The following is a 17,366-nucleotide window of genomic DNA, read 5'->3' on the forward strand; positions in this document are numbered from 1 at the left end:
CCGCCCGCGCCGCGAGCGCATCCCCCAGGACCGCACCGACCGCCGCGCGCCGCATCCGTCACGCCGGCTCTGGCGCGGCGGTCTTACCGATGAACGCCCGCGCGCCGCGCCCGCCGTCCCCGCCCTCTTTTGCGGAGCCCGTTTCGATATGACCGCCACCTCCCCGATCCGCCGCTTCCGGCAGACGAAGATCGTCGCCACGCTGGGTCCGTCCTCCTCCTCGCCGGAGATGATCCGCTCGCTGTTCGAGGCGGGCGTCGACGTCTTCCGCCTGAACTTCAGCCACGGCTCCCACGACGACCACGGCGCCCGCGTGCGCGCCATCCGCGCCCTGGAGCGCGAGCTGGAGCGGCCGATCGCCATCATGGCCGACCTCCAGGGGCCGAAGCTGCGGCTCGGCCGCTTCGCCGACGGTTCGGTGGAGCTGACGGTGGGCCAGCGCTTCCGCCTCGACCTCTCCACCGAGCCGGGCGACGCGACCCGCGTCGGCATGCCCCACCCGGAAATCTTCGCCGCCCTGCGCCCCGACACCGACCTGCTGCTCGACGACGGCAAGGTGCGGCTGCGCATCGCCGCGTGCAGCCCGGAGCACGCCGACACCGTCGTCGTGGCTGGAACGAGGCTGTCCGACCGCAAGGGCGTGAACGTCCCCGACGTGCTGCTGCCGCTGTCGCCGCTGACCGCCAAGGACCGCGCCGACCTCGTCTTCGCGCTCGACCAGGAGGTCGACTGGGTGGCGCTGTCCTTCGTCCAGCGGCCGGAGGATGTGGCCGAGGCGCGCAAGCTGATCGCCGGGCGCGCCGCCCTGATGTCCAAGCTGGAGAAGCCGCTGGCCATCCAGCATCTGGAGCGCATCGTCGAGCTGTCGGACGGCGTGATGGTCGCCCGCGGCGATCTCGGCGTGGAGATGCCGCCGGAGGACGTGCCGAGCATCCAGAAGCGGATCATCCGCGAGGCGCGCAAGGCCGGCAAGCCGGTGATCGTCGCCACCCAGATGCTGGAATCGATGATCGGCGCCCCCGCCCCGACCCGCGCCGAGGCGTCGGACGTCGCCACCGCCGTCTTCGACGGCGCCGACGCGGTGATGCTGTCGGCGGAGACCGCGTCGGGCGCCTACCCGGTGGAGGCGGTGTCGATGATGGACCGCATCGCCCGCCGGGTCGAGCATGATGACCTCTACCGCACGATGATGGACGCGCAGCACGCCGACCCGCAGGAGACGGCCGCCGACGCCATCACCGCGGCGGCGCGGCAGGTCGCCCACACCATCCACGCGGCGGCCATCGTCACCTACACCACCAGCGGTTCCACGACGCTCCGCGCCGCCCGCGAGCGGCCGGAGGTGCCGATCCTCTGCCTGACCGCGACCGTCGCCGCCTCGCGCCGTCTGGTGCTGGCCTATGGCGTGCACAGCGTGCTGACCGAGGACATCCAGAACTTCTCCGACATGGTGCACAAGGCGACCCGCATCGCCTACGCCCACGGTCTGGCGGAGGACGGGCAGCGGCTGGTCATCACCGCGGGCGTGCCCTTCGGCATGCCGGGCTCGACCAACATTCTGCGCATCGCCTGGGTGGAGCGCCCCGTCCTCTCGGCGGGCGCGCACACGCAGTACGCGCAAGAGTCGCGGTCAGATCAATTGACCCCGGTCATGGCCGACGCCGGGGCCTGACATAGGATGGCACACAGCGCCGGTGCCGCATGAAGCGGACACCGGCGCCCATTCACGAGGTGCCTCATGCTCAGCCCGATTACCCCCCAACCCGCGCACGCCGCCGGGACGGGCGCGTCGGTCCGCGGCTGGGTCCATTCGGTGGAGACGGGCGGTACGGTCGACGGACCGGGTTTGCGCTACGTCCTGTTCCTGGCCGGATGCCCGCTGCGCTGCCAATACTGCCACAACCCCGACACCCGCCACATGCACGACGGGTCGCCGGCCCAGTCCTCGGACGTGCTGGCCGACATCGCCACCTACGCCGATTTCCTGCACCGCGCCCATGGCGGCCTGACCATCAGCGGCGGCGAGCCGCTGGTCCAACCGGAATTCTGCGCGGCCATCTACCGCGGCGCCAAGCAACTCGGCCTGCACACCGCGCTCGACACCTCGGGCTTCCTCGGCAGCCACGCCGACGACCATCTGCTGGCCGACGTCGATCTGGTGCTGCTGGACATCAAGGCGTTCAAGGAATCGACCTACCGCGCGGTGACCGGCGTGCCGCTGCGCCCGACCCTGGAATTCGCCGAGCGGCTGTCCGCATTGCGCAAGCCGATCTGGCTGCGCTACGTGCTGGTCCCCGGCCTGACCGACCATCTCGACGAGATCGAGGGGCTGGCGGAATTCGCCGCCGGCCTGGAGGTGGTGGAGCGGGTGGATGTCCTGCCCTTCCACAAGATGGGCGAATTCAAGTGGAAGCAGCTCGGCCTGCCCTACGCGCTGGCCAACACCGAACCTCCCCCGCCGGAGCTGACCGAGCGGGTGCGCGGCATCTTCCGGACGCAGGGCCTGAAGGTCGTGTGAGACGCCGTACGAGACGAGGAGCACCTTTATGGACACGCATTCCTTTCCGGAGGCGAACCCACACGCCTCCCCGGCCATCTCCACTGCCGCCGCCCCGCCCGCGTCCTCCCTCGACGCGCTGATGCCCGACGCCATCGCGCTCGCGGCGGAGAATCTGGGCGTCAAGAAGGCCAACTACGACGGCGCGACGCTGTTCGCCCTGGCCGTCCTGGCCGGCGCCTTCATCGCGCTGGGCGGCCTGTTCGCCACCGTCGCCATGTCGGGGGCGGAGGGCATGCTGCCCTACGGAGTGACCCGGCTGCTCGGCGGCCTGGTCTTCTCACTGGGGCTGATCCTGGTCATCGTCGGCGGCGCCCAGCTCTTCACGGGCGACGCGCTGATGGTCATGGCCTGGGCGAGCGGGCGGGTGAAGACCGGGCGGATGCTCCAGGTCTGGACCACGGTGTGGATCGGCAACTTCGTCGGCGCCGCCGGCACGGCGCTGCTGGTCTTCCTGTCCGGGCAATACGCCTTCGGCCACGGGGCGGTGGGCGCCTCGGCGCTCTACTTCGCCACGGCCAAGGCCGGGCTGCCCGCCGGGCAGGCCTTCTTCCTGGGCATCCTGTGCAACGTGCTGGTCTGCCTGGCGGTGTGGCTGGCGCTCGGCGCGCGCAGCGTGACCGACAAGATCATGGCGATCGTTTTCCCGGTCAGCGCCTTCGTCGCCGCCGGCTTCGAGCACTGCGTCGCCAACATGTATTTCGTGCCACTGGGCCTGCTGATCGAATGGGGCGCCCCCGCCTCCTTCTGGGCCGACCTTGGCCGCGCCGCGCCGGTCATCCCGGTGGGGCAGTTCCTGCTGAACCTCGCCGCGGTGACGCTGGGCAACTGGTTCGGCGGCGCGGTGCTGGTCGGCGCCGTCTACTGGTTCATCTACCGCCGCCCGAGCCGCCGCACGGCGCATTGAGCGGCGTTGTTTGCCCCCACCCCGGTCCTCCCCCGCTCTCGGCGGACCAAAGGTCCGCCTGCCGCGTCAGCGCAAACCTTAGGTTTGCGCGAGAGCTGCGCGGGAGAGGGTGCCTTCCGCGAAGCGGCGGCAGTTCCCTCCCCTGCGAAGCGGGGGAGGGTCGGGGTGGGGGCAAGGTTTCACCAACGAACCACCCCCGGGGCACCCATGGCCCAGCCCATCCCCACCCATCTCCAGGCGCGCAGCGGCATCGTCTCCATGCTGCTGGCGGTGTTCCTCTACGCGGTGCTGAACGCGCTGGCGAAGCATCTCGCGGCGGACTACCCGCTGGCCGAGGTGACCTTCTTCCGCAACGCCTTCGCCCTGCTGCCCGCCACCGCCATGCTGGCCCGCGCCGGCGGCTGGCGCGGCCTGCGGACGGAGCATCTGGGCGGCCATTTCTGGCGGGCGGCGATCGGCCTGACCTCGATGGTGCTGCTGTTCCTCTCCTACCACCTGATGCCGATGGCCGACGCGGTGGCGCTGTCCTTCTCCGCCCCGCTGTTCCTGACCGCGTTGTCCGTGCCGGTGCTGGGGGAGCGGGTCGGCCCCTACCGCTGGGGAGCCGTGGCGGTGGGTTTCGCCGGGGTGCTGGTCATCGTGCAGCCGGGAAGCGGCATGCTGAACACCGGCGCGCTGGTCGGGCTGAGCGCCGCCGTCGCCTACGCCTTCGCCATGATGGCGATGCGGCAGCTTGGGCGGACGGAGGCGCCGGTCACCACCGTCTTCTACTTCACCGCCTTCTCCACGCTGCTCAGCGCCGTCGCCCTGCCCTTCGTCTGGACGATGCCGACGGCGGAGGGCTTCGCGCTGATGGCGGCGATGGGGCTGGTCGGCGGCGGCGCCCAGTATTTCGCCACCCGCGCCTACGCGCTGGCCCCGGCGGCGGTCATCAGCCCCTTCAACTACGCCGGAATCCTCTGGGCCTGCCTGTTCGGCTGGCTGTTCTGGGGCGACTGGCCGGGAACGCATGTGCTGGCCGGGGCCGCCATCGTCATCGCCAGCGGCCTGCTGATCCTGATCCGCGAGACGCGCCGCCGGCCCGAAGCGGAGGCGTGCGACACTTCGCCTGGGGTGTCCCCCACTTTGCCCCTCAGCACCGGACGCAAACACTAATATATTAGCTTTTATGGTTTCCTGCGGAGCGCCGACCCGTGCGCCCCGCCCGCCCGACGAGGTGGCTCATGCCATCGGATTCCCTCACCGCCATCCCGCCGCGGCAGCGCCGGCTGGCAACGGCCCGGCCCGCGCCGCGCTCCGCCTCCCTCATCTACCGCGACCTGCGGAACGACATCCTGGGCATGCGCCGACGACCCGGCGAGCCCATTGCCGAGGCCCGCATCGCCGCGGCCTACGGCGTCAGCCGCACCCCCGTGCACGAGGCGGTGCTGCGGCTGGCCGACGAAGGGCTGATCGACGTCTTTCCGCAGTCGGGCACCTACGTCTCGCTGATCCCGGTCGCCGCTCTGCCGGAGGCCGGGGTGATCCGCAAGGCGCTGGAGGAGGCTGCGGTGCGGATGGCCGCCGTCCGCGCCACCGCCAGCGACATCGCCCGGCTGCGCGCCGCGCTGGCGGAGCAGCGCGATCTCTGCGCCGCCTGCGACCGCGACGGCTTCCACGAAGCCGACGAGAGCTTCCACGCCCTGCTCGCTGAGGTCGCCGGATTCCCTGGTTTCTGGACGCTGGTGGAGCAGGTGAAGGTGCAGGTCGACCGCTGCCGGCGCCTGACGCTGCCCGTCCCCGGCCAGATGACGAAGGTCATCGCCGAGCACGACGCCATCGTCGAGGCCGTCGCCGCCCACGACCGCGAGGCGAGCGTCCGGGCGCTCGGCGCCCATCTCGACGAATTGCGCTTGGCAATCGACGATTTGCGCGCCGCCGCACCGCTTTATTTCACCGACGCGCCCACCGCTGCGGGGCGTCAAACCCCAGCCCGGCTTTAATCCCCACCCGGCTTGCGACATTTTGGCGTCACGCGTTCCGACCTCCGTTTTGCGCTTGCCTTGAAAGCTGATATATTAATATAACTAGCGCAGCGGGATGTAGCACGGACGTGAACAACCGACGCCGCCCGCTCACCCGACAACACCAGGGCAGCCGCGCGGAAGAACGCCGCGGGCGCTTCGGAACAAAGGACAAGAACCGCCCAGCTTCACCCCCGTCGGCACACGCCGATGGCGCCGGGATTTTGCGCACTCATCCCCTTCGGGATTCTTTTTTGCCCTCCCCTTCGCAGCGCTATTATTCGAGGCGCACAGCCGAACAGCCGGGGGCTTCTTCCGAACGCTCGAACCATTCGTTTGTCCATTTTCGGCGGGCCGACACCCCGCCTCCGCTCCAACAGACACTTCTCCTAAGGCAGGAGTACGGTCCATGAAGAACAGTTTCCGCCGCCTCGGCATGGCGCTGCTGGCCGCCTGCGCCGCGGGCGCGCTGCTCGCCGCCCCGGTCTCGGCCCGCGACTTCCGGTCGGCCGACATCCACCCCGGCGACTACCCGACCGTCGAGGCGGTCAAATACATGGGCAAGCTGCTCAGCGAACGCAGCAACGGCAAGCTTGGCGTGAAGGTCTACCCGAACGGCGCGCTGGGCAACGAGCGCGACACGATCGAGCAGATCAAGATCGGCGGCCTCGACATGATGCGCATCAACGTGGCGCCGCTGAACAACGTGGTGCCGGAGTCGATGGTCGTCGCCCTGCCCTTCATCTTCCGCGACACCGACCACATGCACGCCGTTCTGGACGGCCCGATCGGCGACGAGATCCTCGCCGCCATGGAAAGCCAGGGGCTGATCGGTCTGGCCTTCTACGACAGCGGATCGCGCTCGCTCTATTCCAAGAAGCCGGTGTCGTCTCTGGCCGACCTGAAGGGCATGAAGATCCGCGTCCAGCAGTCGGACCTGTTCGTGTCGATGATCGAGGCGCTGGGCGCCAACCCGACGCCGATGCCGATGGGCGAGGTTTACACCGGCCTGAAGACCGGCATCATCGACGCGGCGGAGAACAACTACCCGTCTTACGAATCCTCGCGCCACTTCGAGGCGGCCAAGTACTTCACCCGCACCGAGCACGCGATGGCGCCGGAGGTGCTGGTCTTCTCCAAGGTCACCTGGGACCGCCTGTCCAAGGACGATCAGGCCGCCATCCGCAAGGCCGCCAAGGACTCCGTCCCCTACATGCGCAAGCTGTGGACGGAACGCGAGGAGGCCTCCCGCGCCATCGTCGAGAAGGCCGGCTCCCAGATCAGCGACGTGAAGAACAAGCAGGAATTCATCGACGCCATGAAGCCCGTGTTCGCCAAGTTCGCGAACACGCCGAAGCTGCAGGGCCTCGTCCAGCGCATCCAGGATACGAAGTAAGGCACGCGGTCGCGGCGCCGGCCAAGTCCGGCCGGCGCCGCCCCCCGCGGGAAGGACGGCATCATGAGCATCGAACTTGAACTGGAAGAGGTCCGCCCCCTCGCCGCCCCACGCTTGTTGACGCGGGTGAACGCGCGGCTGGCATGGTCGGGGATGTGCGTGGCGATGGTCGGCCTGATGGCCATCGTCTGTGTGGTGTTCTATCAGGTCTTCGGCCGCTACGTGCTGAACGACTCGCCGACCTGGGCGGAGAGCCTGGCCATCGTGCTGGTCCTCTACGTCACCCTCATCGGCGCCGCCGTCGGCGTCCGCGACGCCGGGCACATCGGCCTGGAATCCTTCCTCGTCATGCTGCCCGACGCCATCCGCCGCAAGGTCGAGATCGTCATCTACGCCCTCGTCGGCGTCTTCGGCGCCTGCATGGCCTACAACGGCTGGGTCCTCGGCACCTCCGTCGCCGCCTACTACATCCCCAACCTGCACGTCTCCGAAGCCGTCCGCTACATCCCGCTCGTGCTCTCCGGCGTCCTGATCGTGCTTTTCGCCATCGAACACGTCGTCGCCATCATCCGCGGCGAGGAGGTCGCACCATCATGGAACTGACCATCCTTTCCATCAGCTTCTTCGGCTTCCTCGTCCTGGGCATCCCGGTCGCCTTCGCCATCGGCCTGTCGGCGCTCTGCACCATCCTCTACGAGGGCCTCCCCGTCGCCGTCATCTTCCAGCAGATGATGTCCGGCATGAACGTCTTCTCCTTCCTCGCCATCCCCTTCTTCGTCTTCTCCGGCGAGCTGATGCTCCACGGCGGTGTGGCCGACAAGATCGTCGCCACCGCCAAGAACATGGTCGGCCACATCCGCGGCGGCCTCGGCATGTCCAACGTCGTCGCCTGCACGCTGTTCGGCGGCGTCGCCGGCTCCCCCGTCGCCGACGTCTCGGCCATGGGCGCGGTGATGATCCCGATGATGAAGCGCGAGGGCTACCACGCCGACTACGCCGTCAACGTCACCACCCACGCGGCTCTCGTCGGCGCGCTGATGCCGACCAGCCACAACATGATCATCTACGCGCTGGCCGCCGGCGGCAAAGCCTCCATCGGCGCGCTGATCGCCGCTGGCATCGTCCCCGCCCTGCTGCTGATGGTCTGCAACCTGGGTGCCGCCTACTACGTCGCGGTCAAGCGCGGCTACCCCGCCGGCACCTTCCCGGGCTGGCACATCCTGGGCCGCTCCTTCGCCGCCGCGGCCCCCGGCCTGCTCATCGTCGTCATCATCCTGGCCGGCATCACGTCGGGCGTCTTCACCGCCACCGAGTCCGCCTCCATCGCGGTGATCTACGCGCTGCTGCTCACCACCTTCGTCTACCGCACGCTGACCTGGGAGCATTTCCTGGCGGCGGCGGCCAAGACGGTCAAGACGACCGGCGTGGTCCTGCTGCTGATCGGCGTCTCGACGATGTTCCAGTACATCATGGGGCTGTATCAGGTGGCCGAGATCACCGGCGAGCTGATGGCCGGCATCTCGACCAACCCGCTGGTCATCTTCCTGCTGATCAACATCATCCTGTTCCTGCTCGGCACCTTCATGGACATGGCGAGCACGATCCTGATCTGCACGCCGATCTTCCTGCCCATCGCCATGCAGTATGGCATGGACCCGGTGCAGTTCGGCATCGTCATGCTGATCAACTGCGCGCTCGGCCTCAACACGCCGCCGGTCGGCACCACCCAGTTCATCGGCTGCGCCATCGGCGAGGTCTCGGTCGGGCAGGTCATGCGCTCCATCACCCCCTTCTACGGCGCGCTCTTCCTCGCCCTCCTCCTCGTCACTTACGTCCCATCCTTCTCCCTCTGGCTCCCGCACATGCTCATGCGCTGACCGGGCGCCCCCAACCGCACAGCAAGGATACCGCGGGGCGCTCCGATCATCGGGCGCCCCGCTGCAATGGAGACGAATCATGATGACCGCCGAACTCTGGCCGCAACTCGTCGCTTTCGGGCAGGTGGTCGCCATCGACCTTGTTCTGGCCGGCGACAACGCCATCGTCGTCGGCATGGCCGCCGCCGCCGTCCCGGCCGAGCAGCGGCGCCGGGTCATCCTGTGGGGCATCAGCGCCGCCATCGTGCTGCGCATCATCTTCGCGCTGATGACCACCCAGCTTCTCGCCATCATCGGGCTGACCTTGGCCGGCGGCGTGCTGCTGCTCTGGGTCTGCTGGAAGATGTTCCGCGAGCTGCGCTCGCAGGGCGCCGACGAGATCACGCCGGAGGAGGCGCTGGACGCCCCCGACGTCCTGCCTGGAACGGCCTCCCTCAGCAGCAACGCGGCGGTGGCCGCCGCCAGCAGCGTCTCCGTGGGCGCCGCCGTCTGGCAGATCGTGGTGGCCGACGTGTCGATGTCGCTTGACAATGTGCTGGCGGTGGCCGGTGCTGCCAAGGAGCATCCGACCGTGCTTGTGCTCGGTCTGCTGCTCTCGGTGGCGTTGATGGGTGCCGCCGCGAACGTAATCGCACGTGTTCTGCACAAACATCGCTGGATTGGTTGGATCGGTCTTGCGATCATCACTTATGTTGCGCTCGACATGGTCTGGCGGGGCTCGAACGAGGTTCTGGCCCACACGGCCTGGCTCGGCTGACGGGAAGTGGGGACAAGGCCCGCCGCGGACGGCGTGCGGCGGCGCCAAGAGAAGCAAGACCGCCGTTGGGGAAGAGATGACATGTCCAAACCGTTAGGAATTGCCCAGGATAAGGCGGGGCGCCCAAGCCGGCTGGGAGGCGTTCAGGGGCGCCTGTTCACCGGTGTCGGCGCCGTGGTGTGCTGCACGCTCGTCGCCATCGGGGTGGCGCTGACCGGGTACGCCGGCTTCGGCCGGACGCTGCAGGTCATCACCGCGGAGGCCGTGCCGTCCGCGCTCGGCGCCCTGCGGGCCGCCCAGCACGCGGGCCGCATCGACGCGCTGGCTCCCGCCTTCCGCTCCGTCACCAGCAAGGAGGAGAAGGCGGACCTCGCAGCGCGCATCGCCATGGAGCGGCAAGACTTCGAACGCGAACTGCGCGATCTGGCCGAGCTTGAGCAGAGCAGCGCCAACGCCGCGTCCCACGCCGGCGGTCCGTCCGAAACCGCCGCCGCCAGCAGCGCCGCCCAGGCCCTGCTCGCCAACGTCACGCTGCTCGATCAGGCGGCGGACAAGCGGATCGGGCTGAGCGACCACCGCGCCGAACTGCTGGAGCAGGTGGTCGCCGCCACGCGGCGCCTGTCCCAGCTCGTGGCGCCCTGGAAGTCGATCCACAGCAGCGGCGTGGACATGCAGCGCGCCGCCTTCCGGGACGACACCCGTCCGGCGGAAGAGCGGCTGCAGGCCGGCGAGGAGTATCTCCAGACCGAGGAACAGCTTACCCTCGTCCGCAGCATCGACGACGGCGCCACCACCGTCCGCGGCCTGCTGACCGAAGCCGCCGCCAGCTCCGACGCGAACCGGCTGTCGATCATCGAGGCGCAGACCCGCATCCTCGTCACCACCATGACCGCCAGCTCGAACCAATTGCCCGAGGCCTCACGCCAAGCGATGGCGGAGCCGCTGAAGGCGATCGAATCCCTCTCGATCGAGCCGGACGGGCTGATCCCCACCCGTCTGGCCGAGTTGGAAATCCTGAAGGCGCAGCGCGACCTGCTGACCAACAACCTGAGCCTGTCCGAAACGCTGTCCATGGCGGTCGTGAACCTCGTGCACACGCAGGAGGGCGCCATCACCACCGCCGCCGAGGACAGCGAGAAGGCCCTGTCCAACGGCACGATCCTGCAGATCGGGGTCGGCGTGGTCAGCCTGCTGCTGTCGGCGCTGGTCATCCTGGTCTTCGTGCGCCGCATGGTGGTCCGACGCCTGCTCACCCTCCAGGGCGGAATGGAGAAGATCGCCGCCGGCGACCTCGACGTGACGGTTCCCGCCGGAGGCCGCGACGAGATTTCCGCCATGGCCCGCACGGTGGAGGTCTTCCGCGAGAACGCCCTCGCCAAGCGCCGCCTGGAGGCCGAGCAGATCGAATCCGCCCGCCGCGCCGAGGAGGACCGCAAGCGCTCCCTGGAGGAGATCGCCAACAGCTTCGAAGGGGCGGTCGGCAGCGTGGTCAGCCGCTTCGTGGCGGAATCCACCGAGATGGAGGAGAGCGCCCGCAGCATGTCGGCCACGGCGGAGGAGACCAACCGCCTCGCCACCAGCGTCGCCGCCGCGACCGAGCAGACCTCGGCCAACGTCGAGACGGTCGCCGCGGCGTCGGAGCAGCTCACCAGCTCCATCGAGGAGATCACCCGCCAGATCAGCGAGTCCACCAACATCGTCCGCGAGGCGATGACGCTGGCCGAGCGCGCCAACGGGCAGATCGGCGGCCTTGCGGACTCCGTGCAGAGCATCGGGCGCGTCGTCGACCTCATCAACGACATCGCCAGCCAGACCAACCTGCTGGCGCTCAACGCCACCATCGAGGCGGCGCGCGCCGGCGAGGCCGGCAAGGGCTTCGCCGTCGTCGCCAACGAGGTGAAGGCGCTGGCCGCCCAGACCGCCCGCGCCACCGGCGAGATCGCCGCCCAGGCCGCGGGCATCCAGAGCGCGACCGGCGAGGCCGTGCAGGAGATCCAGGCGGTCGTCCAGGTGGTCACCCGCGTCGGCGCCATCGGCGCCACCGTCGCCGCGGCGGTGGAGGAGCAGAGCGCCGCCACCAAGGAGATCGCCCGCAACGTCCATCAGGCGGCGCTGGGCACCTCCGAGGTGACGCAGACCATCGCCGGGGTCAACGCCGCCGCCGACCGCAGCGGCACCGCCGCACGCACGCTCCTCGACAAGGCCCACGACCTCGCCGACGGCGCCAACGCGCTCAACCGCGAGCTGTCCGGCTTCCTCCAGCGCGTCCGCGCGAGCTGACGGGAACGCCCTTCCCCGCACCGTCGCGGGGAAGGGCGTTTTCCTTTATTCCGAAATCACGATCTGGCGTTCGCGCCCGCCCTTGCCGACGATCTTCAGCACGCGGCGGCCGCGCTCGTCGCGGCTGGATTCGTCCAGCACGACCCGCCCCAGGGCGGCGAGCAGATGCAGAAGCTCGCTGTTCGAGGCCACCCCAAAGCCTTTGCGAAGCTCCGCCAGCAGGACCTCCGTCTCATCGCGCGTCGTCACGGGCCCTGCCCTCCGGCTTTTGATTGCGGTCCCCAGCCTGCCGCAGGACGGGCGCCGCTGTCGAGTGCCCTGAGACGAGGGTTCTGAAAGCGGAAGAGGACGGCTTGCCAGCGCGCCCCGCGGCCACTACGGTCACTGCCCGTATCGTCACCCCCGCGCCCGACGGCGCCGGCGGACCAGTCAGGAGAGGCAGCATGGCAAAGACAGGCAACGGGCGGAACGGCGCGGACAAGCCGGCCTCCGGAACCTTCACGGGCACGCCGGCGGACCGCCTGGTCCGCTATTGGCGCAACAGCGACCGCCGCTTCGACGAACTGCTCGACGAGACGCTGGACGCGGGCCGCCAGGCGGTGCTGGAAGCCGCGCTGGACAAGCTGCGCGAGGAGGAACAGCCGGAGTTCCTCGACGAGGTGGAGACCATCGCCGAATCCGTCCGCCGCACCGACGCCCAAGGCGACGACATGATCGCCACCCTCTTCTGGCTGGCGGTGGAGGTGTCCGGCGACCTGTCGCAGCCACCCGCCGCCGCGGCCATCGAGGAGGCTCTGGATTCCACCGGCCTGCTGGAAACCGCCGCCGACACCCGCCTGCTGCCGGTCTGGCTGGAGCCGGAGGCGCTGGTCTATCTGGAGGCCGCCGACCGCCGCACCCTGCTGCTGCGCCTGCTGGACTCGACCGACGCGGCGCTCCGCTTCGTCCGCGAGGCCGACCTGCTGGCCGATCCGGCGGACGCCGGCACCCGTCTGGTCGGCGTCGTCGGCCTGATCGAGGAGGAGGCGGAAGCCGTCGAGGCGGCCGGCGAGGACGCGGTTCCCGATTTCCTCGGGCTGGCCCGCATCGGCGAGGACGGCGAACCCGAACTCGACCCCGCGGAGGAGACCCGCATCCGCGAAGCGCTGACCCGCTTCACCGCGGCCATCCAGGGCGCCGACCCGCGCGTCCAGCGCTGCGAGCCGGCCGGCGGGCTGAACGACCTGCTCGACCTGATCGCCGAGGCCGATTGGACGGACAACGGCGAACTGGCGGAACTCGCCTCCTTCATCGACGTGGCGAGCGACGAGACGGCGGACGCCGTGGTGGACGCGGTGGTGACCAGCACCGCGCACGGCCTGTTCGTCCGCGCCTTCAACGCCGACGGGCGGCTGCTCGACGAGCGGGCCTTCACCCTGCAGGGCGACGAGGCCGCCCAGGCCGTCACCCTGCTCCAGCAGCGCTGCCGGAGCGTGACCAAGGAGTAAAAAGAGGCGCATTCCGGGCGTCTTGTGGCGGGACGCCCCTTCGCCACCCTGTTGTTCGGCGCGGAAATCGGGTACACCCCTATTGGCAACCCGGTTTCCTGTCCCCACCCCAGTCTTGGAGCTTCTTCGATGCGCGACCAGTCACTCTCCATCGCCGAGGCGGCGGCCTGGCTGAAGTGCTCGGAAGCCGAGGTGGAGGAACTTGTGCAGGCGGGCCGGCTGCGCGCCGACCGGATGGAGCCGGCGATCGACCGGATCTCGCTCAACACCGTCATCGTCCTGGCGGAGAGCCTGCCGGTCGAACGCCGCATCTTCGAGGTGCGCGAGGCCGCCGGTCGGATGGACTCCTCCGAATCCCGCGGCCACTACCCGTCCCGCCCCTCCGGCGGCATGGACCAGCGCCCGCCGGTGGTCGTCGAGCGCCGTCCCTCGCGGTCCTTCACCCCCCGCTGATCGCGTCAGCCAGGGTTCCGGTCTGAACCAGGCGCCGCCGGGCGGAGACCCCGACGGCGCCCGAGTCCTGTCGGCTCACACCAGTTCGACGCGCAGCGCGGTCGGGCCGCCGTCGCCCGACACGGCGACGAAACGCACGTCCTCGCCGTCGGCCACCACCTCAAGCCCGGACTGGCGCAGGATCGCCCGGTCGAAATAGACACCGATGCCCGTCTCGTCGTCCCACGGGTCGATCAGGCCGGATTGGCTGTCCAGGTTGTACCAGCGCACGGTGCCGTAGATCATCTCACCGGTGGCCACCGGCATCAGGGCCGGGGCCGGCCGCTCGCGCCGCGGCTTGGGCTCGCGGACGGCGGCCGGGGCGGGGCGGGGCGCCTGGGGATCGCCGGCCTCGGCCTGACGCTGGCGGCGCTGCTTCGGCGCGCGGGCCGGCTTGGCCTCCGCCGGGTCGGCGGGGGTGATGGAATGGATGGCCACGACCTGCGGCCCCTTCGGGGTCTCGGCGATGTCGCAGACGAGGCCGGTGCCTTCGGTCAGCGACACCTCGCCCAGCGAGGCGAGAACCCGGGAATGCAGAAACGCCTCACCGCTTCCGTCGGCGAAGCGGACGAAGCCGAAGCCCTTGTCGGCCTTGTACCATTTGACGACCGCCGTAACCTGCTGCTTTTGCTCTTCGCTCACTCTGGACACTCGATGCATGGAGGACAACCGGTCCAACAGTGACCGGATTTGGCGATCCGCGCAATGCGGCATCCGTTCGCCGCCCCCGCAATCGCACCTCGATTTCACTCTTGTCCCAAGGGGCCGAGCGACGCGACCGGGCGCCGCTCCAGCGGCCGGCTTCAGCAAAAGAGCGGAAAATTTTAAGTAAACGCCTGAAAACGCTCTTTAAATCCGCTTTAAAAGCCGCCCTGTACTCTCGCTTCCGAAGTCCATCGCGGAGAATCCCGTGGCTCGCTTTCGGCCCAACCGACTTGAGATGAGGATCTCCCGATGAGCCTGTTCAGCGCCATGCGGTCCGGTGTGAGCGGGATGTCCGCGCAAAGCTCGCGGATGGCCGCCATTTCGGACAACATCAGCAACTCCGCCACCATCGGCTACAAGCGCGCCGCGGTCGACTTCTCGACGCTGATGACCTCCTCCGGTGCGACGAGCAACTACGCCGCGGGCGGCGTGCGCTCCAACGTGCACTATCAGGTGTTGAAGGACGGGACCATCCAGGGCACCCAGTCCGCCACCGACATGGCGATCGAAGGGCGCGGCTTCTTCGTCGTCGGCGACAACGCCGGCAACACCGGAACGTCGCCCAGCTACGCGCTGACCCGCGCCGGCAGCTTCCTGCCCGACGACCAGGGCTTCCTGCGCAACAGCGCCGGCCAGTATCTCCAGGCCTGGAAGCTGGGTCCGGACGGCAGCCTGCCCGCGGTGAACCGCAGCAGCTTCGACGGGCTGAGCGCCGTCTCCATCGCCGGGCTGGCCTATGGCGGCAGCAAGACGACGCAGATGAGCTTCGCCGGCAACCTGCCGGCGCAGTCTGACGGCACCTCGAGCTTCGACACCTCCACGTCCCTTTACGACGGCCTCGGCAACCCGCTCGACGTCAAGCTGAGCTGGCAGAAAACCGGGAACCCAGCCGATCCCAACGAATGGAGGCTGACGGTCACACCGCCACCCGGCTACACCGCCGACCTTCCCAGCACCACGATTTCCTTCGCCGCCAGTGGCGACGCCTCCGGTCTGCCGACCAGCGCACTGCCGCAGATCACCCTTACCTCTCCGGCCAGCCCGACGTCCGATACGATCAAGCTGTCCATCGGCAACCTCACCCAGCTCAACGGCGATTACGTGCCGCAGTTCATGGGCGACGGCGCCCGCGCCGGCCGCGTCAGCACGGTGGACGTCGACAAGGCGGGCACGTTGTGGGCCGTCTACGACAACGGCGCCCGCCAGCCGCTCTATCAGGTGCCGGTCGCCGACGTGGTCAACCCCGGCGGTCTGGTCCCGCAGGACGGCAACACCTACACGCTGGGCATCGACAGCGGCACGATGACGCTGAGCAACGGCAACAGCGGCACCACCGGCTCGGTCGCCGGCTACGCGCTGGAGCAATCGAACGTCGACATCGCCGAGGAGCTGGTGTCGCTGATCGAGACGCAGCGCGCCTATTCCTCCAACGCCACGCTGGTGCGCACCGCCGACGAGATGGTGGACGAGACCACCCGTCTGAAGCGCTGACGGACGGGAAAGGGGATAGCCCGCCATGAGCCTCCAACTGGCCCTCAGCGCCGCCCTCTCCGGGCTGCGCGCGACCCAGCAGCAAGCCGCGCTGGTCTCGCACAACATCACCAACGCCACCACCGCGGGCTTCGTCCGCAAGGATCTGGCCGTCTCCACCGCGATCAGCGGCGGGCGCGGCCAGGGCGTGCGCGTCGACGGCGTGCTGCGCAGCGTGGACGAGTTCCTGATCCGCGACGCCCGGTTCGAGCAGAGCCGCTACAGCGCGCAGGAAACCCGCGCCTCGGCGCTGGCCGACTACGCCACCGCGCTGGGCCAGCCGCAGGACGAGCGGTCCGTCTCCACCGCCCTGGCCAAGCTCCAGCAGTCCTTCAGCCAGCTCCGCAACCAGGCGGACAACGAGGCGGCGCGCACCGCCGTGGTGGATTCCGCGGAATCGCTGGTGCGCCGCCTGCACGACACCGCCGCCGCCGCCATCACCGTGCAGAACGACGCCAAGGCGCGGCTCCGGTCCTCCGTCGACGAGGTCAACCGCTCGCTGGTCCGCATCGGAGAGCTGAACAGCGCCATCGCCACCCAGAAGGCCAAGGGCGCCGAGACCAGCGACCTGATGGACGAGCGCGACCGGCTGCTCGATCAGGTGTCGAACGAGATCGGCATCCGCACTCACACCCGCGAAAGCGGGGAGGTCGTGGTGATGACCCGCAACGGCCAGACGCTGCTCGACCGCGAACTGCCGGCGGGCGCCCAGCCGCTTCAGTTCATCGACGGCGACCTGCTGGCCGGCGGCAAGATCATCTCCGGCAACCCGGACCAGGACATTCAGAGCGGGCGCATCATGGGCTATGTCCAGACCGCTCATCAGGACATGCCTCGGGCTCTGGCCCAGCTCGACGAGCTGGCGGCGGGCATCATTCAACAGTTCGAAGCGGCGGAGTCCGAACCCGGAACGACCGGCCTGTTCGTCATGGCCCCCGGCAGCGGCGGACCAGCTTCGCGCATCGCCGTCAACGGCGACATCCGCAGCAACCCCTGGAAGGTGCAGAGCGGCGTCCGGGCCGGTGCGCCCCTGGCCCCTGGCGACACCACGCAGATCGACCGTTTCCTCAACGCCTTCTCCGTCACCCGCAGCTTCGGCGATCCGGACCTCCCGTCCACGGCGACGCTGGGCGACTACGCAACCGGCATGGTCTCCACCCAGCAGGGCTACCGCACCACCGCCGAGTCCGAGATGAAGACCCGCAAGATCAGCGCCGACGCGCTGCAATCGGCGCGTCTCAACCGCGACGGCGTGAACGTCGACGACGAAATGCAGAAGCTGCTGCTGATCGAGCAGAGCTACGGCGCCAGCGCCCAGGTGCTCCAGGCCGCCGGGCGGATGCTCGACACGCTGCTCCAGATCCGGAACTGACGC

At 69.3% G+C, this 17,366-nt stretch carries 16 protein-coding genes; 14 read left to right on the plus strand and 2 right to left on the minus strand.

The genetic code is table 11. The features are described 5' to 3' along the window. Nucleotides 1-148: 148 nt before the first annotated feature. From pyk to ACWPN5_RS08860, 10 genes are all read left to right on the plus strand, one after another. The gene (gene pyk / locus ACWPN5_RS08815) at nucleotides 149-1,672 is read left to right on the plus strand and encodes a pyruvate kinase (RefSeq protein ID WP_492295210.1); all 1,524 of its coding nucleotides are present in this window, start codon (nucleotides 149-151) and stop codon (nucleotides 1,670-1,672) included. A gap of 66 nt (nucleotides 1,673-1,738) precedes the next feature. Then, entirely contained in the window at nucleotides 1,739-2,518 is a 780-nt protein-coding gene (pflA, locus tag ACWPN5_RS08820; protein WP_145689309.1) for a pyruvate formate-lyase-activating protein, read from the plus strand. A gap of 28 nt (nucleotides 2,519-2,546) precedes the next feature. Further along, nucleotides 2,547-3,464 (plus strand): formate/nitrite transporter family protein, encoded by a 918-nt coding sequence (locus ACWPN5_RS08825; RefSeq protein ID WP_492295211.1) that lies wholly within the window; start codon nucleotides 2,547-2,549, stop codon nucleotides 3,462-3,464. 207 nt (nucleotides 3,465-3,671) lie between these two features. Then, a complete protein-coding gene (locus ACWPN5_RS08830) occupies nucleotides 3,672-4,619 on the plus strand; it encodes a DMT family transporter (RefSeq protein WP_492295212.1) in 948 nt (315 codons plus the stop codon). Nucleotides 4,620-4,687: 68 nt separating this feature from the next. Further along, the gene (locus tag ACWPN5_RS08835) at nucleotides 4,688-5,446 is read left to right on the plus strand and encodes a GntR family transcriptional regulator (protein ID WP_492295213.1); all 759 of its coding nucleotides are present in this window, start codon (nucleotides 4,688-4,690) and stop codon (nucleotides 5,444-5,446) included. Nucleotides 5,447-5,876: 430 nt separating this feature from the next. Further along, entirely contained in the window at nucleotides 5,877-6,863 is a 987-nt protein-coding gene (locus tag ACWPN5_RS08840) for a TRAP transporter substrate-binding protein (RefSeq protein ID WP_492295214.1), read from the plus strand. A 63-nt stretch (nucleotides 6,864-6,926) separates the two neighbouring features. Continuing rightward, nucleotides 6,927-7,466, plus strand: a complete 540-nt coding sequence (locus ACWPN5_RS08845; RefSeq protein ID WP_137143040.1) for a TRAP transporter small permease — start codon at nucleotides 6,927-6,929, stop codon at nucleotides 7,464-7,466. Further along, a complete protein-coding gene (locus tag ACWPN5_RS08850) occupies nucleotides 7,457-8,740 on the plus strand; it encodes a TRAP transporter large permease (protein WP_492295215.1) in 1,284 nt (427 codons plus the stop codon). Before ACWPN5_RS08845 ends, ACWPN5_RS08850 begins: the two co-directional genes overlap by 10 nt. Nucleotides 8,741-8,819: 79 nt before the next feature. Continuing rightward, the gene (locus ACWPN5_RS08855; RefSeq protein WP_145689315.1) at nucleotides 8,820-9,497 is read left to right on the plus strand and encodes a YjbE family putative metal transport protein; all 678 of its coding nucleotides are present in this window, start codon (nucleotides 8,820-8,822) and stop codon (nucleotides 9,495-9,497) included. A gap of 81 nt (nucleotides 9,498-9,578) precedes the next feature. Further along, nucleotides 9,579-11,777 (plus strand): methyl-accepting chemotaxis protein, encoded by a 2,199-nt coding sequence (locus tag ACWPN5_RS08860; RefSeq protein ID WP_492295216.1) that lies wholly within the window; start codon nucleotides 9,579-9,581, stop codon nucleotides 11,775-11,777. A 45-nt stretch (nucleotides 11,778-11,822) separates the two neighbouring features. Here the strand turns inward: ACWPN5_RS08860 and ACWPN5_RS08865 are convergent, their stop codons facing one another. Next, nucleotides 11,823-12,026 (minus strand): hypothetical protein, encoded by a 204-nt coding sequence (locus tag ACWPN5_RS08865; protein WP_014199687.1) that lies wholly within the window; start codon nucleotides 12,024-12,026, stop codon nucleotides 11,823-11,825. Nucleotides 12,027-12,220: 194 nt separating this feature from the next. Between ACWPN5_RS08865 and ACWPN5_RS08870 the strand changes: the two genes are divergently transcribed. Together ACWPN5_RS08870 and ACWPN5_RS08875 are read left to right on the plus strand one after the other, a co-directional pair. After that, nucleotides 12,221-13,264: a hypothetical protein gene (locus tag ACWPN5_RS08870; protein ID WP_492295217.1), complete on the plus strand. Its 1,044-nt coding sequence runs from the start codon at nucleotides 12,221-12,223 to the stop codon at nucleotides 13,262-13,264. Between the two features lie 129 nt (nucleotides 13,265-13,393). Continuing rightward, complete coding sequence (locus ACWPN5_RS08875) at nucleotides 13,394-13,717, plus strand: hypothetical protein (protein ID WP_014199685.1); 324 nt, start codon at nucleotides 13,394-13,396, stop codon at nucleotides 13,715-13,717. Nucleotides 13,718-13,792: 75 nt separating this feature from the next. Here ACWPN5_RS08875 and ACWPN5_RS08880 read toward each other — a convergent pair whose 3' ends face one another. Then, on the minus strand, nucleotides 13,793-14,398 hold the full coding sequence (locus tag ACWPN5_RS08880; RefSeq protein ID WP_492295218.1) for a cold-shock protein: 606 nt from the start codon (nucleotides 14,396-14,398) through the stop codon (nucleotides 13,793-13,795). A 312-nt stretch (nucleotides 14,399-14,710) separates the two neighbouring features. On the opposite strand from ACWPN5_RS08880, the gene ACWPN5_RS08885 reads away from it, so the two are divergent. Beyond that, nucleotides 14,711-15,952: a flagellar hook protein FlgE gene (locus tag ACWPN5_RS08885; protein ID WP_492295219.1), complete on the plus strand. Its 1,242-nt coding sequence runs from the start codon at nucleotides 14,711-14,713 to the stop codon at nucleotides 15,950-15,952. 25 nt (nucleotides 15,953-15,977) lie between these two features. Further along, complete coding sequence (gene flgK, locus ACWPN5_RS08890; protein ID WP_492295220.1) at nucleotides 15,978-17,363, plus strand: flagellar hook-associated protein FlgK; 1,386 nt, start codon at nucleotides 15,978-15,980, stop codon at nucleotides 17,361-17,363. The last annotated feature ends 3 nt before the right edge of the window (nucleotides 17,364-17,366 follow it).

The sequence above is a fragment of the Azospirillum sp. UENF 211521 genome (genome assembly GCF_058780535.1).